The 15748-nt window shown below is 57.8% G+C and carries 16 protein-coding genes and 1 riboswitch; of the genes, 6 read left to right on the top strand and 10 right to left on the bottom strand.

Translation table 11 applies throughout. The annotated features are described in order from the left end of the window. Positions 1 to 26 precede the first annotated feature (26 nt). The 8 genes from ACMWLG_RS23355 to ACMWLG_RS23320 all read right to left on the bottom strand — a co-directional run bounded on the left by ACMWLG_RS23355 (position 27) and on the right by ACMWLG_RS23320 (position 8006). Positions 27 to 1568 carry a sensor domain-containing diguanylate cyclase gene (locus ACMWLG_RS23355; RefSeq protein WP_045357730.1) on the bottom strand — a complete coding sequence of 514 codons (1542 nt, stop codon included), beginning with the start codon at positions 1566 to 1568 and terminating at the stop codon, positions 27 to 29. 337 nt (positions 1569 to 1905) lie between these two features. After that, positions 1906 to 3033, bottom strand: coding sequence for a 2-iminoacetate synthase ThiH (gene thiH, locus ACMWLG_RS23350; protein ID WP_045404853.1), 1128 nt, complete (start codon positions 3031 to 3033; stop codon positions 1906 to 1908). Next, the gene (gene thiG / locus ACMWLG_RS23345; RefSeq protein ID WP_023334103.1) at positions 3030 to 3800 is read right to left on the bottom strand and encodes a thiazole synthase; all 771 of its coding nucleotides are present in this window, start codon (positions 3798 to 3800) and stop codon (positions 3030 to 3032) included. The genes thiH and thiG overlap by 4 nt, the downstream gene beginning before the upstream one ends. A 1-nt stretch (position 3801) precedes the next feature. Further along, on the bottom strand, positions 3802 to 4002 hold the full coding sequence (gene thiS / locus ACMWLG_RS23340; RefSeq protein ID WP_045404851.1) for a sulfur carrier protein ThiS: 201 nt from the start codon (positions 4000 to 4002) through the stop codon (positions 3802 to 3804). Next, positions 3986 to 4741, bottom strand: coding sequence for a HesA/MoeB/ThiF family protein (locus ACMWLG_RS23335; RefSeq protein ID WP_045404848.1), 756 nt, complete (start codon positions 4739 to 4741; stop codon positions 3986 to 3988). Before ACMWLG_RS23335 ends, thiS begins: the two co-directional genes overlap by 17 nt. Next, entirely contained in the window at positions 4728 to 5369 is a 642-nt protein-coding gene (thiE, locus tag ACMWLG_RS23330) for a thiamine phosphate synthase (RefSeq protein ID WP_045404846.1), read from the bottom strand. The genes ACMWLG_RS23335 and thiE overlap by 14 nt, the downstream gene beginning before the upstream one ends. Next, positions 5369 to 7264 carry a phosphomethylpyrimidine synthase ThiC gene (gene thiC / locus ACMWLG_RS23325; protein ID WP_045404844.1) on the bottom strand — a complete coding sequence of 632 codons (1896 nt, stop codon included), beginning with the start codon at positions 7262 to 7264 and terminating at the stop codon, positions 5369 to 5371. Before thiC ends, thiE begins: the two co-directional genes overlap by 1 nt. A 78-nt stretch (positions 7265 to 7342) precedes the next feature. Beyond that, positions 7343 to 7454: riboswitch (TPP riboswitch) on the bottom strand. 54 nt (positions 7455 to 7508) lie between these two features. Further along, a complete protein-coding gene (locus tag ACMWLG_RS23320) occupies positions 7509 to 8006 on the bottom strand; it encodes an Rsd/AlgQ family anti-sigma factor (protein WP_023309976.1) in 498 nt (165 codons plus the stop codon). Between the two features lie 95 nt (positions 8007 to 8101). Here ACMWLG_RS23320 and nudC point away from each other — a divergent pair, with 95 nt between their 5' ends. The 6 genes from nudC to ACMWLG_RS23290 all read left to right on the top strand — a co-directional run bounded on the left by nudC (position 8102) and on the right by ACMWLG_RS23290 (position 12454). Further along, complete coding sequence (nudC, locus tag ACMWLG_RS23315) at positions 8102 to 8875, top strand: NAD(+) diphosphatase (protein WP_045357738.1); 774 nt, start codon at positions 8102 to 8104, stop codon at positions 8873 to 8875. A gap of 38 nt (positions 8876 to 8913) precedes the next feature. After that, complete coding sequence (gene hemE / locus ACMWLG_RS23310) at positions 8914 to 9978, top strand: uroporphyrinogen decarboxylase (RefSeq protein ID WP_045404842.1); 1065 nt, start codon at positions 8914 to 8916, stop codon at positions 9976 to 9978. A gap of 9 nt (positions 9979 to 9987) precedes the next feature. Then, a complete protein-coding gene (gene nfi, locus ACMWLG_RS23305) occupies positions 9988 to 10656 on the top strand; it encodes a deoxyribonuclease V (protein ID WP_045404841.1) in 669 nt (222 codons plus the stop codon). A 44-nt stretch (positions 10657 to 10700) separates the two neighbouring features. After that, positions 10701 to 11291, top strand: coding sequence for a YjaG family protein (locus ACMWLG_RS23300; protein WP_045404838.1), 591 nt, complete (start codon positions 10701 to 10703; stop codon positions 11289 to 11291). A 186-nt stretch (positions 11292 to 11477) separates the two neighbouring features. Then, positions 11478 to 11750, top strand: coding sequence for a nucleoid-associated protein HU-alpha (gene hupA, locus ACMWLG_RS23295; protein WP_002445246.1), 273 nt, complete (start codon positions 11478 to 11480; stop codon positions 11748 to 11750). Between the two features lie 11 nt (positions 11751 to 11761). After that, a complete protein-coding gene (locus ACMWLG_RS23290; protein WP_045404836.1) occupies positions 11762 to 12454 on the top strand; it encodes a DUF1481 domain-containing protein in 693 nt (230 codons plus the stop codon). A gap of 97 nt (positions 12455 to 12551) precedes the next feature. Here ACMWLG_RS23290 and purD read toward each other — a convergent pair whose 3' ends face one another. Continuing rightward, positions 12552 to 13835, bottom strand: a complete 1284-nt coding sequence (gene purD, locus ACMWLG_RS23285; RefSeq protein WP_414763041.1) for a phosphoribosylamine--glycine ligase — start codon at positions 13833 to 13835, stop codon at positions 12552 to 12554. Between the two features lie 15 nt (positions 13836 to 13850). Further along, a complete protein-coding gene (gene purH, locus ACMWLG_RS23280) occupies positions 13851 to 15440 on the bottom strand; it encodes a bifunctional phosphoribosylaminoimidazolecarboxamide formyltransferase/IMP cyclohydrolase (protein ID WP_045404831.1) in 1590 nt (529 codons plus the stop codon). Positions 15441 to 15748: the final 308 nt, after the last annotated feature.

The raw sequence follows: 15748 nt of genomic DNA, 5'->3' as shown, positions 1-15748 counted from the left end.
AATCGGGCAGGGTGAAAGAGGGAGGATTAGCTGATGGACGTTCGGTTAATGCGGTTTTTGCCCTGCTGTTTGGCGCTATAGAGGGCGTTATCAACGCTTCCGACAAATTGCTCCAGCGGTTCAAAATGCCACTCCCCAAGACCGCCGCTGAACGTAACCCGCAGGTTTTCTTCTCGCCAGACGCGTTTTTCAACTGCGGTACGCCAGGCTTCCAGCAATGAGAGCGCAGACGTCATCTGCTCAGCCTGGAAAATTACCGCAAACTCTTCTCCACCGTACCGGTAAAGCGAGACGTGATGTGGCTGCATGATCTGGATCCCTTCGCGGGCCACGTTGCGCAGAACAATATCACCGGTCAGGTGGCCCAGCGTGTCGTTAATCGACTTGAAGTTATCGATGTCTACCAGCGCCATCGCGAAAGGCTGCTGGGCATTCAGCAGCTCCGCGACATCGCTGTCGAACGCGCGGCGGTTTTTACAGCCCGTCAGCGCATCGTGAGTGGCCTGGCGAACATACGCCATTTCACGCTCTTTGTTGGACTGAATCGTGTGGCTCAGCATCGCTTCCAGGCGCGGCGCCTCGCTAACATCGCCAGTTTTGATGGCATTGATAATGTGCATCAGCACTGAACGCGAGGCGTGGCGGAGGTATAAGCCGAAGAGGATGATGATGATGGCGGCCAGCGCAAACCCCCAGCCAACGATCGTCGTTTCGTGGCGGGTGATATCGGTGAGCGTCGCACCGGATACCCGGTAGATGACAAACCAGTCCGGGTTGGTAAACGAGTAGTAGTAATACCAGGCGTTGCTTTTCTTGTCGTAAAGATGACCTTCGCCGCTGGTCATTTTGTCCATCAGCGCTTCGCTCACGTACTGTTTGAACAGCGCGCCGGTATCCGGATGCAGCACAACGGCGCCGTCGCGTTCGACGACGAAGAATTCCCCCTGAACGGGCGCCACCATCTGGCGCAGGGTGAAGCCCATAGACGTCAAATCGAGATGGAAAGCGAGCGTTCCCTTCAGTCTCCCTTCAGGCGAAATCAAAGGTTTATAGAGTGTCACAGTCGGATGGCCAGTGAAGTAGTCCATATAGGGACGGGTATAGTGACTGAAGATACTGGCTTCCGCCTGAGCGACGAACCACGGGCGTGTCCGGGGATCGAAGGTTTTACTCGTCTCCGTGGGGAGCACCTCTGGTGCGCGAAGATAATGCCCCTGCGTGTCCGCCAGCGAGATGGAGGAGACGGTCGGCATCAGGTTCTGCAAATGCATCATCATCTGCAGCCCCTGCGTCGGGTTGACGTTGAGCGTCTCGTTGAGCCTGTCGTCGCGGGCAAAGTACATCGCGGAACGGCCCAGGATATAGTCGTTTTCACGCAGGATAGATTCGGTGTAGTTCACCGCCAGGTTGTGCGTGAAATTGCTGTTGATCTTATGATAATCCTCAAGAAAATCCTTTCGTTGCGAAAGCGTTACCGCGATCGCGATCACCGCAAAACTGCAGAGGATCCCCGCAAAGCTGAGCATGATTGGCCGGGTAAAAGAGAGCTTTTTGCTGTGAAGTGCCATGAGCTGTACATCGTTCCTGATGGTGAATACTGTTCGTCTGCCGATATCCTCTCAGCATAGTCGCTGTCCTGCGGTTAGCGGTGAATTATACGGCACACGATTTCTGGTGGGATGATTTATCTTAAGAACCATTAAGAAAACACTTATTCAACTTGTCAGGAGCCGTTTGTGCAATGAACCAGAGGCAGGGCGAAACGAGGAAGAAGCTTTTCGCCCTGGTCAGCATCCGTTGCTGACCGTGTGACAATAAAAAACCGGACGATCGCTGACAACCACCCGGTTTTGCCTTTTCGTAGCGCCTCGACAATTTTTTATGGCGTTGCAGTACGTTTCAGCGTCATTGCGAGACTCTTCCCAGCCAGCTGTCCCAGTCTTTCCAGACAGGCTGAAGACCCTGGGCCGTCAGGGCTACGGCGACCGCTTCCGGACGTCGCCCGTCATGCGGCACAAACTGCTCCAGCTCCGGACGATCGTCGGCGTAGCCGCCAGGCTGCGTTTTGGAAAACGCGCTGACGTTGTTAATCGCAAGCGGGATAACGCGATCGCGAAACGCCGGGGATTCACGCGTTGAGAGCGATAATTCAACTTCCGGGGCGAGCAGGCGAAACGCACAGATGGTCTGCACCAGCTGGCGTTCATCCATCAGCGAAGCCGGTTCAATCCCGCCCGCGCAAGGTCTCAGGCGCGGGAAGGAGATGGAGTAACGGCTCTGCCAGTAGTGCTGCTGAAGCCACAGCAAATGTTCCGCCACCATGTAACAATCCACCCGCCAGCTGTCAGAGAGCCCGATCAGCGCACCCAGACCGATTTTGTCGATCCCCGCACGACCCAGCCTGTCCGGCGTTTCCAGCCGGAAAAAGAAATCCTGTTTCTTGCCCTTCAGGTGGTGCCGGGCGTACGTCGCCTCGTGGTAGGTTTCCTGATAGACCATGACCCCGTCCAGCCCGAGGGTTTTGAGCTCCGCATACTCCTCCTGCGCGAGAGGCTGCACTTCCATCTGCAGCGACGCAAACTGACGACGAATGGCGGGAAGGTGCTGACGGAAATAGTCCATTCCCACCTTGCCCTGATGTTCGCCCGTGACCAGCAGAAGATGTTCAAAACCCATTTCACGAATGGCCGCGCACTCACGGGCAATCTCATCTTCATCGAGCGTTTTACGCTTGATGCGGTTGCTCATGGAAAAACCGCAGTAGGTGCAGTCATTGGCGCACAGGTTTGAGAGATAGAGCGGCACGTAGAAGCTCACCGTGTTGCCAAAACGCTGGCGGGTGAGCCGCTGTGCTCGCTGGGCCATCGGTTCGAGGTACGCGCTGGCCGCCGGGGAGAGCAGAGCCATCAGATCCTCGCGGGTCAGATGGCGGGCATTCAGCGCGCGCTCCACGTCAGCCGCCGTTTTGCTGTTGATGCGAAGGGCAATGTCGTCCCAGTTAAGCTGGCGCCAGCGCTCGGTAAACGTGCTCATGAGATCGCCTCCAGAAAACCGGTCAGCGGGCTGGTGGCCTGCGCCTGGAAACTGCGCGAGCCGGGACCGGACTCCCTTGCCAGCAGGCCAGCCTCTACGGCCATGCGGAACGCACGCGCCATCATGACCGGATCGTCGGCAACCGCGATGGCCGTATTGACCAGTACCGCGTCGGCGCCCATCTCCAGCGCCTGCGCGGCATGGCTGGGCACGCCAATGCCCGCATCAACCACCACCGGTACGGTAGCCTGCTCAATAATGATTTCCAGCATCGCGCGGGTTTCCAGCCCCTGGTTGGAGCCAATGGGGGCGCCCAGCGGCATGACGGCGGCGCAGCCGACCTCTTCCAGCCGTTTGCACAGGACAGGGTCGGCGCCGCAGTAAGGCAGGACGGTAAACCCTTGCTGCACCAGCTTTTCAGCCGCTTTCAGCGTTTCGATGGGGTCGGGCAGCAGCCAGCGGGCGTCAGGATGAATTTCCAGCTTCAGCCAGCGGGTGCCGAGCGCCTCGCGGGCCAGCTGCGCGGCAAAAATCGCCTCTTCGGCTGTTTTGGCACCGGAGGTGTTGGGCAGCAGCGTGACGCCAGCCTCCAGTAAAGGCGCCAGAATGGCGTCGCTGTGATGACGCAGATCCACGCGCTTGAGCGCCAGCGTCACCAGCTGGCTGCCGCTTTCGCGAATGGCATCCACCATCAGCTGCGGCGAGGCGAATTTTCCGGTACCGGTAAACAGATGCGAATCAAAAACCTTATCGGCAATACGTAACATCTCAGCCCCCTGCGATAACCTGAAACAGCAGGATCTGGTCGCCTTCATTGACCTGCTGGTTTTCCCACTGCTCGCGCGGCAGGATCTGTTGATTGAGCGCCAGCGCCGTTCCCGGCTTGAGCTGACGCAGCTTGTCGAGCAGTGCGGCAACGGTAAGCCCGTCGTCGCATCTCATCGGCTCATCGTTAAACAGAATGCGCATCGCGGCCTCCACATACCGGGCAGCGGCTGGCGCGGCGTAACGCCAGCTGGCGCCAGCCGCTGGAGCGGGCATCAAATAGCCGTAGCGTATTGCGTTCCGTCTCCATGCCGCTGAGCAGCTTGATGGCCTCCAGCGCCTGCATGGTGCCCATCACGCCGACCACCGGACCAAGAATGCCCGCCGTACGGCAGTTGCGCGCTGGCTCGGCATCATCCGGCCACAGGCAGCGATAGCAGCCCTGTGACCACGGCGGGGTCAGGACCATCATCTGCCCGCCGAACCCCACCGCGCTGGCGGTGATAAGCGGCGTATTATTTGCCACGCAGGCGGCGTTGATCGCCTGGCGCGTCGCCATGTTGTCCGTGCAGTCCAGCACCGCGTCGGCCAGGGCGACCTCACGGCGCAGATTGTCACCGCTGAGCCGGTCCTGCAGGGCAATCAGCTCAATATCCGGGTTGAGCTGGTTCAGGCGCTGCCGGGTAATTTGCGCTTTCGGCTGGTTGATATCCTCGGTGGTAAAGAGGATTTGTCGCTGCAGGTTGCTGAGGTGAACCTCGTCGTCGTCGGCCAGCACCAGCGTACCGATACCTGCGCCTGCCAGATAAAGCGCGGCGGGCGCGCCTAATCCGCCCAGACCGACAATTAGCACCCGGCTGGCGAGCAGCTTTTGCTGCCCGTCGATGGCGATATCTTCCAGCAGGATCTGACGGCTGTAGCGCATAAAATCACGATCGTTCATCACCCGCTCCTGCCAGCTGTAACAGCTGTTCGGTGGCTAGACGCCAGTCTGCGGCCTGGGTGATGGCGCTGACGACGGCGATACTGCCGACGCCGGTCTCCAGCACCGCCGGGGCGCGTTCAAGACTGATTCCACCGATGGCGACGGTGGGGTAATCGGCAAGGCGTTTAACGTGACTCGCCAGCTGCGTCAGCCCCTGCGGTGCGGAGGGCATCTGCTTGGTTTGCGTCGGGAAGACGTGACCCAGCGCGATGTAAGAGGGACGGGCCGCCAGCGCCACGTCGATCTCCATGTCATCGTGCGTTGACACGCCAAGACGCAGCCCGGCTTCGCGGATAGCGCTCAGATCCGTTGTTTCCAGATCCTCCTGACCCAGATGCACGCCGTACGCCTGGTGCTTAACGGCCAGCCGCCAGTAATCGTTGATAAACAGGCGGGCGTTATACCGACGCCCCAGCGCAATGGCGGCAACCACATCGGCTTCCACCTCGTCATCGCGCTTATCCTTGATGCGCAGCTGGATCGTTCGAACGCCTGTCTCCAGCAGGCGCTCTATCCACTCCACGCTGTCCACCACCGGATAGAGCCCTAAACGGTAGGGGACGGGCGGGAAATCGGGCTTATACATTACGCCTCCTCTTTTTTGAGGTAGATTTCGCCGCCTTTGGCGCGGAAGGTTTCGGACATGTCCGCCATACCCACTTCAATGGTTTGCGCGGCGGCGTAGTCGCGCACCTCCTGGCTGATTTTCATCGAGCAGAATTTTGGCCCGCACATAGAGCAGAAGTGCGCGACTTTGCCTGACTCCTGCGGCAGGGTCTCGTCGTGATAGGCGCGGGCGGTGAACGGGTCCAGCGCCAGGTTGAACTGGTCTTCCCAGCGGAATTCAAAGCGCGCCTTCGACATGGCGTTATCGCGGATTTGCGCGCCCGGGTGGCCTTTGGCCAGATCAGCCGCGTGGGCGGCAATTTTGTAGGTGATCAGCCCCTGCTTCACGTCCTCTTTGTTTGGCAGGCCGAGGTGCTCTTTCGGCGTCACGTAGCAGAGCATGGCGCAGCCGAACCAGCCGATCATCGCCGCCCCAATGCCCGACGTGAAGTGGTCATAGCCCGGCGCAATATCGGTAGTCAACGGCCCCAGGGTGTAGAACGGTGCTTCGTGGCAGTGCTCCAGCTCCTCGGTCATGTTGCGGCGGATCATCTGCATCGGCACGTGGCCCGGACCTTCAATCATCACCTGCACGTCATACTCCCAGGCGATCTTAGTCAGCTCGCCCAGCGTGTGCAGCTCGGCAAACTGCGCTTCGTCGTTCGCGTCGCGAATAGAGCCCGGACGCAGGCCGTCGCCCAGCGACAGAGAGACATCGTACGCGGCGCAGATTTCGCAAATTTCGCGGAAGTGCTCGTAGAGGAAGTTTTCCTGATGATGTGACAGGCACCACTTCGCCATGATGGAACCGCCGCGCGAGACGATGCCGGTCAGACGCTTCGCGGTCATCGGCACGTAGCGCAGCAGCACGCCCGCGTGAATGGTGAAGTAGTCCACGCCCTGCTCGGCCTGCTCCAGCAGCGTGTCGCGGAACGCTTCCCAGGTGAGGTCTTCGGCAATACCGTTGACCTTTTCCAGCGCCTGATAAATCGGGACGGTGCCAATCGGTACCGGGCTGTTACGCAGGATCCATTCGCGCGTTTCGTGAATATAGCGTCCAGTGGAGAGGTCCATTACCGTGTCCGCACCCCAGCGCGTGGACCAGACCAGCTTTTCCACCTCTTCTTCGATGGAGGAGGTGACGGCCGAGTTACCGATGTTCGCGTTGACCTTCACCAGGAAGTTGCGGCCGATAATCATCGGCTCGGATTCCGGGTGGTTGATGTTGGCGGGGATAATCGCGCGGCCTGCGGCCACTTCGTCACGCACAAACTCCGGCGTGATGTTTTCCGGCAGGCGAGCGCCAAAGCCTTCACCCGGATGCTGATAGCGCAGCACTTCGCTACGGATGCGCTCGCGACCCATGTTTTCGCGGATGGCGATGAACTCCATCTCCGGCGTGACGATGCCCTGGCGCGCGTAGTGCAGCTGGGTCACGCATTTGCCCGCCTTAGCGCGTTTTGGCGTCAGCAGGCCGGTAAAGCGCAGCTCGTCCAGACCGTCGTCGGCCAGGCGCTCTTTAGTGTATGCAGAACTCAGGACGCTCAGCTCTTCGCAGTCGTTACGCGCGTCAATCCACGGCTGGCGCAGCTTTGCCAGACCATGCTGGACGTTGATAGTAACAGAGGGATCCCCGTAGGGGCCGGAGGTGTCATACACCGGCACGGCTTCGTTGTCTTCGTACTGCGGGTTATCTTTGCTGCCGCCGATAAGCGTCGGGCTGAGCTGAATTTCGCGCATTGGGACGCGGATATCGGCCTGCGAGCCGGAAATGTAGATGCGTTTCGAGTTCGGGAAAGCGCTGCCTTCCAGCGTGTCGATGAAGTGTTGGGCCTGTGCGCGCTGTTCGCGGCGGGTCAGTTTTGCAGTAGACATAGCTCATTCCAAAAGTGAAGGACATGGCTTGTCAGACGACGGATGAAGCAAGAGAGGATCGCCCTCAGGCGATACAACAGCAGTGTGACTCTTGTTCCCTTCGCAGGTATTAGCCTGATCAGGTTCCGCGGATCCCGAATTAACGGTCTCAGCCCGCGCTTTCAGGCGCTGGGCACTCCGACAAGAAAAATCCCCCTCGTGAGAGGGGCGAATGGTTGTAAATTACTCGTTAACGATGAAGAACTCAAGCAGGGCGCGCGACGTTCTCTTCGTTACTGATGTTCAAATCATTATCCAGCACGAGGGCGATCAGCTTATCTTCCAGCGTGAATCGCTCTTCCAGCGCTTCGCCGAGGTCGGATAGCGCCTGCTGAAACTCAAGATAGTTATCGTGGTCGATAGCGTTCTCGAGCGCGGAATCATAGTAATCCATGATCTGCTGGGTGTTGGCTTCCAGAAGCGGATAGAGCTTGCTGGCCGCTAAATACGGCGTTGTCCCTTCCATTTCGCGGATAATGCGTTCATAAATATTGAAATGGCCGTCGGACAGATAGTCGACCAGGCCCTGACAAAAATCATCCAGCGCTTTTTCGTTCAGTCGCATAAACGATTCTTTGCCAGGCTTAATACCGACCAGATTGTAATAAGCCACGAGTAGATGCTTGCGTACATGTAGCCAGCGATCCACCAGTTTGTTATTTCCTCTAACGCGCTCAGTCAGGCTTTGCAGCTGGTTTAACATGGTCGACTCCGCAAAATGTAGGATTGAATCTGCTTATCCAGAATGTAACCACAATGCTAACAACATGTCAGTGAAGCGAAGGTAGTGCAATAGATATGGATCGTATTATTGAAAAATCAGATCTTGGTTGGTGGATCGTCAGTCACGAACAAAAATTATGGCTTCCTGCCGGGGAAATCCCCTACGGTGCAGCTGAAGCGTTCGATCTCGTTGGACAGCCAGCGCTACAGATCGGCGAGTGGCAGGGTGAGCCCGTGTGGTTGATCCAACAGCCCCGCCGCCAGGATATGGGATCGGTGCGCCAGGTGCTGGATCTGGACGTGGGGCTGTTCCAGCTGGCGGGGCGGGGCGTGCAGCTGGCCGAGTTTTACCGCTCGCATAAATACTGCGGCTACTGCGGTCATACCATGCGCCCGAGCAAAACCGAGTGGGCGATGCTCTGCAGCCATTGTCGCGAACGCTACTATCCGCAGATCGCGCCGTGCATTATCGTCGCTATCCGCCGGGAGGATTCCATCCTGCTGGCGCAGCATACCCGCCATCGCAACGGCATTCACACCGTGCTGGCCGGCTTCGTCGAGGTGGGCGAAACGCTGGAGCAGGCGGTGGCGCGCGAGGTGATGGAGGAGAGTGGGATCAAAGTGAAGAACCTGCGCTACGTCACCTCCCAGCCGTGGCCGTTCCCGCAGTCGCTGATGACGGCATTTATGGCCGAATACGACAGCGGCGAGATCGTTATCGACCAGAAAGAGCTTCTGGACGCGAACTGGTATCGCTACGACGATCTACCGCTGTTGCCTCCGCCGGGCACCGTGGCGCGTCGCCTGATAGAAGATACCGTGGCGATGTGTCGGGCCGAGTATGAGTAGTGTTACACTGAGGCCATGACGCTTAAGGAACTGCAAAAATGACCGAACTGAAGAACGATCGTTATCTGCGTGCGCTGCTGCGCCAGCCCGTTGATGTCACCCCGGTGTGGATGATGCGCCAGGCGGGACGCTATCTCCCGGAGTACAAAGCCACGCGCGCGCAGGCGGGCGATTTTATGTCGCTGTGCAAAAACGCCGAGCTGGCCTGTGAAGTGACGCTCCAGCCGCTGCGCCGCTTCCCGCTGGATGCTGCGATCCTTTTCTCGGATATTCTGACCATTCCGGATGCAATGGGCCTTGGCCTGTACTTCGAAACCGGCGAAGGCCCGCGTTTCACCTCCCCGATCAAAAACAAAGCCGACGTGGATAAGCTGCCGATCCCCGATCCGGAAGGCGAGCTGGGCTACGTGATGAACGCCGTGCGCACCATTCGCCGCGAGCTGAAAGGTGAAGTGCCGCTGATTGGCTTCTCCGGTAGCCCGTGGACGCTGGCGACCTATATGGTGGAAGGGGGCAGCAGCAAAGCCTTTACCATGATTAAAAAGATGATGTACGCCGAGCCGCTGGCCCTGCATGCGCTGCTCGACAAGCTGGCGAAGAGCGTCACCCTCTATCTGAACGCGCAGATTAAGGCGGGTGCGCAGTCGGTGATGATTTTCGATACCTGGGGCGGCGTACTGACAGGGCGCGATTATCAGCAGTTCTCCCTGTACTACATGCACAAAGTCGTTGATGGCCTGCTGCGTGAAAACGAAGGCCGCCGCGTGCCGGTGACGCTGTTCACCAAAGGTGGCGGCCAGTGGCTGGAAGCGATGGCGGCAACCGGCTGCGATGCGCTGGGCCTCGACTGGACCACCGATATCGCCGATGCGCGCCGCCGCGTGGGCGACAAAGTGGCGCTGCAGGGCAATATGGACCCGTCCATGCTCTATGCGCCGCCAGCCCGTATTGAAGAAGAAGTGTCGACTATACTGTCTGGTTTCGGCCAGGGTGAAGGCCACGTCTTTAACCTCGGCCACGGCATTCATCAGGATGTACCGCCAGAACACGCAGGCGTATTTGTGGAGGCGGTGCATCGGCTTTCTGCCCAGTATCACCAGTAAGGAGTGATTATGGATCTCGCGTCGCTACGCGCTCAACAAATCGAACTGGCCTCATCGGTGATCCGCGAGGATCGTCTGGATAAAGATCCTCCGCAGTACATTGGCGGAGCAGACGTCGGATTCGAGCAGGGTGGGGAAGTGACGCGAGCGGCGATGGTGGTACTGAAATACCCTTCGCTTGAGCTGGTGGAGTACAAGGTAGCGCGTATCGCGACCACCATGCCGTACATTCCGGGCTTTCTCTCCTTCCGCGAATATCCCGCGCTGCTGGCAGCGTGGGAGCAACTCTCGCAAAAACCTGACCTGCTGTTTGTCGATGGACACGGTATCTCACACCCGCGCCGTTTAGGCGTTGCCAGCCATTTTGGTCTGCTGGTGGATGTGCCGACCATTGGCGTCGCCAAGAAACGCCTGTGCGGCGCGTTTGAACCTCTTTCTGCCGAGCCGGGCGCGCTGGCGCCGCTTATCCATAAAGGCGAGCAGCTAGCGTGGGTCTGGCGCAGCAAGGCGCGCTGTAACCCGCTTTTCGTCGCCACCGGACACCGCGTGAGCATGGACAGCGCCCTGGCGTGGGTGCAGCGCTGCATGAAGGGCTACCGCTTGCCGGAGCCGACGCGCTGGGCAGACGCCGTGGCCTCTTCGCGTCCGGCTTTTGTTCGTTGGCAGGAAATTCAGTGATGATTCAGGTAAACTGCGCCTAATTTTCGATTCGAGAGATCATCATGCTACAAAACCCGATTCACCTGCGCCTTGAGAAACTTGAAAGCTGGCAGCACGTGACGTTTATGGCTTGCCTGTGCGAGCGCATGTATCCCAACTATGCCGCGTTCTGTAAGGAGACGGGCTTTGGTGATGGCCATATCTACCGCCGCATTCTGGATCTGATCTGGGAAACGCTGACGGTGAAAGACGCGAAGGTGAACTTCGACTCCCAGCTGGAAAAGCTGGAAGAGGCGATTCCGGCTGCGGATGATTTTGACATGTACGGTGTCTACCCGGCGATTGACGCCTGCGTGGCGTTAAGCGAACTGCTCCACTCCCGTCTGAGCGGTGAAACGCTGGAGCACGCAATTGAAGTCAGTAAGGCATCTATTACGACCGTCGCGATGCTGGAAATGACCCAGGAAGGCCGCGAGATGACCGACGAAGAGCTGCGTGCAAACCCGGCGGTTGAGCAAGAATGGGACATTCAGTGGGAAATTTTCCGCCTGCTGGCAGAGTGTGAAGAACGCGATATTGAGCTGATAAAAGGGCTGCGCGCGGACTTACGAGAGGCTGGTGAGAGCAATATTGGTATAATTTTTAACCAATGAGACAATAAAACTTGAGATAACGCCCGTTTTGTCGCTCCTCGACTCTTCCCTTTCGCCCCTTGTCTGGTCTACATTTGGGGGGCGAAAAAAAGTGGCTATCGGTGCGTGTATGCAGGAGAGTGCTTTTTTGGCATTTTCGTCGCACTCGATGCTTAGCAAGCGATAAACACATTGAAAGGATAACTTATGAACAAGACTCAACTGATTGATGTAATTGCGGACAAGGCTGATCTGTCTAAAGTGCAGGCTAAAGCTGCTCTGGAATCTACCCTGGCTGCTATTACTGAGTCTCTGAAAGAAGGCGATGCTGTGCAACTGGTTGGTTTCGGTACCTTCAAAGTGAACCACCGCGCTGAGCGTACTGGCCGCAACCCGCAGACCGGTAAAGAAATCAAAATCGCCGCAGCTAACGTGCCGGCATTTGTTTCTGGTAAAGCACTGAAAGACGCTGTTAAGTAAGACGCGTGGCAGTGAACAGTTTTAGCGAAGGGGCGGTAACGCCCCTTTTGTCTTTCTGGCGTGGAACGCTCGCGCTGGCAGGCATGCTGCTGCTGTCAGCCTGCAGCCACGACACCTCTCTGCCGCCGTTTACCGCCAGCGGTTACGCGGACAACCAGGGTGCGGTCAGGATCTGGCGCAAAGATTCCAGCGGCGAAGTGCATCTGCTTTCTGCCTTCAGCCCGTGGCATAACGGCAATACGTCGACTGCGGAATATCGCTGGCAGGGAGATGACCTGTCGCTGATTGAACTGAACGTCTACAGCAAGACTCCCGAACACGTGAAAGTGCGTTTTGACGACCATGGCGAGCTGAGCTTTATGCAGCGCGAAGTCAGCGGTCAAAAACAGCAGCTTTCCAGCGATCAAATCGCTCTCTACCATTATCGTGCCGAACAAATCCGCCAGACCAGCGATGCGCTTCGTCTGGGGCGTGTAGTGCTGCGCCAGGGGCGCTGGCATGCCGATGGGACGGTCACAACCTGCGAAGGACAGACGGTCAAGCCTGAGCTAGAATCCTGGGCAACCGAACACATACAACGTCGTCAGCGTCATTCATCAATGGAGGTGAGTGTGGCGTGGCTGGAAGCGCCGGAAGGCTCTCAGCTGCTGCTGGTGGCGAACGAAGACTTCTGCACCTGGCAGCCGACAGAGAAGAGTTTCTGAGTTCTGTGGATTAAGCCGGATGGCGCTAACGCTTATCCGGCCTACGAACGATCCCCTCTCCCTTGAAGGAGAGGGTGAGGGTGTGAAATTACTCGCCCTACTCACGCGCAATCGCGCGATAACCGATATCCTGACGACTAAAGCTGCCGTTCCAGTGAATATCCGCCATCAGCGCGTAGGCGCGTTTCTGCGCTTCTGCCACGGTATGACCCAGCGCGGTTGCACACAGCACGCGTCCGCCGTTGGTGAGGACGCGATCGTCGTCAGCCAGCTTCGTACCCGCATGGAACACCTTCGCACCTTCAATCTCTTCCAGCGGCAGGCCGTGGATTTCATCCCCGGTGTTGTAGTTGCCCGGATAACCACCTGCAGCAATCACCACGCCCAGAGACGCACGCTCGTCCCACTCTGAGGTTTTCTCGTCGAGCTTGCCTTCGCAGGCTGCCAGACACAGTTCCACCAGATCGGATTTCATGCGCAGCATGATGGGCTGCGTTTCCGGATCGCCAAAGCGGCAGTTGAATTCGATGACCTTAGGATTGCCCTGCTTGTCGATCATCAGACCCGCGTAGAGGAAACCGGTGTAGGTGTTGCCTTCCGCCGCCATCCCTTTCACGGTTGGCCAAATGACGCGATCCATGGTGCGCTGGTGGACTTCATCAGTCACTACCGGAGCGGGGGAGTAAGCGCCCATTCCGCCAGTATTCGGGCCGGTATCGCCATTACCCACACGCTTGTGATCCTGGCTAGTGACCATCGGCAGAACGTGCTCGCCGTCGACCATCACGATAAAGCTCGCTTCTTCACCGTCGAGGAACTCTTCGATCACGATGCGGTGGCCCGCATCGCCAAAGGCGTTGCCCGCCAGCATATCCTGAACCGCGGCTTCTGCTTCCTCGAGGGTCATCGCGACGATAACACCTTTACCAGCAGCCAGACCGTCGGCCTTGATGACAATCGGCGCGCCTTTTTCACGCAGGTAGGCCAGGGCTGGCTCCACTTCGGTGAAGTTCTGATATTCCGCCGTCGGGATGTTGTGACGCGCGAGGAAATCTTTGGTGAAGGCTTTGGAGCCTTCCAGCTGCGCGGCGCCTTCCGTTGGCCCGAAGATTGTCAGGCCCGCCGCGCGGAAGGCATCCACCACGCCAATCACCAGCGGCGCTTCCGGGCCGACGATGGTCAGATCGATTTTCTCGCTCTGGGCAAAGCTCAGCAGCGCAGGAATATCGGTTACGCCAATAGCCACGTTTTGCAGCGCGGGTTCCAGCGCGGTTCCGGCGTTGCCCGGTGCTACGAAGACTGTTTTCACCAGCGGAGACTGCGCCGCTTTCCACGCCAGAGCGTGCTCGCGTCCGCCGTTACCAATAACTAATACTTTCATTTTCTGCTCCGGGAATTAATGGCGGAAGTGGCGCATGTCGGTGAAGATCATTGCAATGCCATGTTCGTCGGCAGCGGCAATCACTTCGTCGTCGCGAATTGAGCCGCCAGGCTGGATCACACAGGTGATGCCCACTGCAGCCGCCGCGTCGATACCGTCACGGAACGGGAAGAAGGCGTCAGAAGCCATGGCGGAGCCTTTTACTTCCAGACCTTCGTCACCTGCTTTAATGCCCGCGATTTTCGCGGAGTAAACGCGGCTCATCTGGCCTGCGCCTATCCCGATAGTCATGTTTTCTTTGGCGTAGACGATGGCGTTGGATTTGACGAACTTCGCGACCTTCCAGCAGAACAGCGCGTCACGCAGTTCCTGTTCGGTCGGTTGACGTTTGGTTACCACGCGCAGGTCGGCTTCTGTCACCATACCCAGATCGCGGTCCTGAACCAGCAGGCCGCCGTTCACACGCTTGAAGTCGAGGCCCGGCACGCGTTCTGCCCACTGGCCGCAAACCAGCACGCGTACGTTCTGTTTCGCCGCGGTGATTTTCAGCGCCTCTTCGGATGCCGATGGCGCGATGATCACTTCAACGAACTGGCGGGAGATGATGGCCTGCGCGGTTTCAGCATCCAGCTCGCGGTTGAAGGCGATAATGCCGCCGAATGCGGAGGTCGGGTCGGTTTTGTAGGCGCGATCGTAGGCGTCCAGAATAGAGGTGCTTACCGCAACACCGCATGGGTTCGCATGCTTGACGATAACGCAGGCCGGCTCGCTGAACTCTTTCACGCATTCCAGCGCGGCGTCGGTGTCAGCAATGTTGTTATAGGAGAGCGCTTTGCCCTGAACCTGCTGAGCGGTCGCAACTGAGGCTTCTTTTACCTCTTCTTCTATATAGAAGGCTGCCTGCTGGTGGCTGTTCTCGCCGTAACGCATATCCTGCTTCTTAATGAAGTTCAGATTCAGGGTGCGCGGGAAACGGCCAGAAGGATCTTTGTTTTCACTGTGGTAAGCAGGCACCAGGCTACCGAAGTAGTTGGCGATCATGCTGTCGTACGCCGCGGTGTGCTCGAAGGCTTTGATGGCGAGGTCGAAACGCGTTTCCAGAGTCAGTGACCCTTCGTTGGCATCCATCTCATTAATAATGGTTTCGTAATCGCTGCTCTTTACGACGATGGCCACATCTTTATGGTTCTTGGCCGCGGAGCGCACCATGGTTGGGCCGCCGATATCAATATTCTCTACGGCATCTTCAAGAGAACAGTTTTCGCGGGCTACGGTCTGGGCAAACGGGTAGAGGTTAACGACAACCATGTCGATTGGCGCGATGTCATGCTGTTCCATAATGGCGTCGTCCTGACCGCGACGGCCAAGAATACCGCCGTGCACTTTCGGATGCAGGGTTTTGACGCGTCCATCCATCATTTCCGGGAAACCGGTGTAATCGGACACTTCGGTTACCGGCAGACCTTTATCTGCTAACAGGCGAGCGGTACCGCCTGTAGAAAGCAGCTCCACACCGCGTGCGGAAAGTGCCTGAGCGAATTCGACGATACCGGCTTTATCAGAAACACTGAGCAGAGCGCGGCGGACTGGACGACGTTGTTGCATGGTAAATCCCCTGGATTTCACGATTACAGAGAGCGTTAGATGAATTTTCCTGCGAAAAACTCATCTAACACACCTGACGGGGCATCCTTATTAAGCGCGAGCATTTTAACGAAAACGTTTGCGCAACGCTCGCACATTTTCACTTTTTCGTATCATTGTGGATAAGTCTGTGTGTAAAAAGGTATAAAGCGGGGTTTTGCTGGGGAATACAGCAGTCAGTCATTTTTCTGTCATTTAGCGGTTGCGGCCTGCTGAGAACTCCCTATAATGCGCCTCCATCGACACGGCGGATGTGAATCACTTCACAA

Source organism: Enterobacter sp. 01-M-02-SI-ECC, assembly GCF_047530595.1.
GTDB lineage: Bacteria > Pseudomonadota > Gammaproteobacteria > Enterobacterales > Enterobacteriaceae > Enterobacter > Enterobacter cloacae_M.
The sequence above is the reverse complement of the archived record's forward strand: the minus strand, read 5'-3'. Positions and strand labels throughout refer to the sequence as shown.

Coding starts and splice junctions, on each gene's coding strand:
- ACMWLG_RS23355 (WP_045357730.1), bottom strand. CDS start 1,568: ATGGCACTTCACAGCAAAAAGCTCTCTTTTACCCGGCCAATCATGCTC.
- thiH (WP_045404853.1), bottom strand. CDS start 3,033: ATGAGCACGTTTACCGAGCGCTGGCGCCAGCTTAACTGGGACGACATT.
- thiG (WP_023334103.1), bottom strand. CDS start 3,800: ATGTTACGTATTGCCGATAAGGTTTTTGATTCGCATCTGTTTACCGGT.
- thiS (WP_045404851.1), bottom strand. CDS start 4,002: ATGCGCATTCTGTTTAACGATGAGCCGATGAGATGCGACGACGGGCTT.
- ACMWLG_RS23335 (WP_045404848.1), bottom strand. CDS start 4,741: ATGAACGATCGTGATTTTATGCGCTACAGCCGTCAGATCCTGCTGGAA.
- thiE (WP_045404846.1), bottom strand. CDS start 5,369: ATGTATAAGCCCGATTTCCCGCCCGTCCCCTACCGTTTAGGGCTCTAT.
- thiC (WP_045404844.1), bottom strand. CDS start 7,264: ATGTCTACTGCAAAACTGACCCGCCGCGAACAGCGCGCACAGGCCCAA.
- ACMWLG_RS23320 (WP_023309976.1), bottom strand. CDS start 8,006: ATGTTAAACCAGCTGCAAAGCCTGACTGAGCGCGTTAGAGGAAATAAC.
- nudC (WP_045357738.1), top strand. CDS start 8,102: ATGGATCGTATTATTGAAAAATCAGATCTTGGTTGGTGGATCGTCAGT.
- hemE (WP_045404842.1), top strand. CDS start 8,914: ATGACCGAACTGAAGAACGATCGTTATCTGCGTGCGCTGCTGCGCCAG.
- nfi (WP_045404841.1), top strand. CDS start 9,988: ATGGATCTCGCGTCGCTACGCGCTCAACAAATCGAACTGGCCTCATCG.
- ACMWLG_RS23300 (WP_045404838.1), top strand. CDS start 10,701: ATGCTACAAAACCCGATTCACCTGCGCCTTGAGAAACTTGAAAGCTGG.
- hupA (WP_002445246.1), top strand. CDS start 11,478: ATGAACAAGACTCAACTGATTGATGTAATTGCGGACAAGGCTGATCTG.
- purD (WP_414763041.1), bottom strand. CDS start 13,835: ATGAAAGTATTAGTTATTGGTAACGGCGGACGCGAGCACGCTCTGGCG.
- purH (WP_045404831.1), bottom strand. CDS start 15,440: ATGCAACAACGTCGTCCAGTCCGCCGCGCTCTGCTCAGTGTTTCTGAT.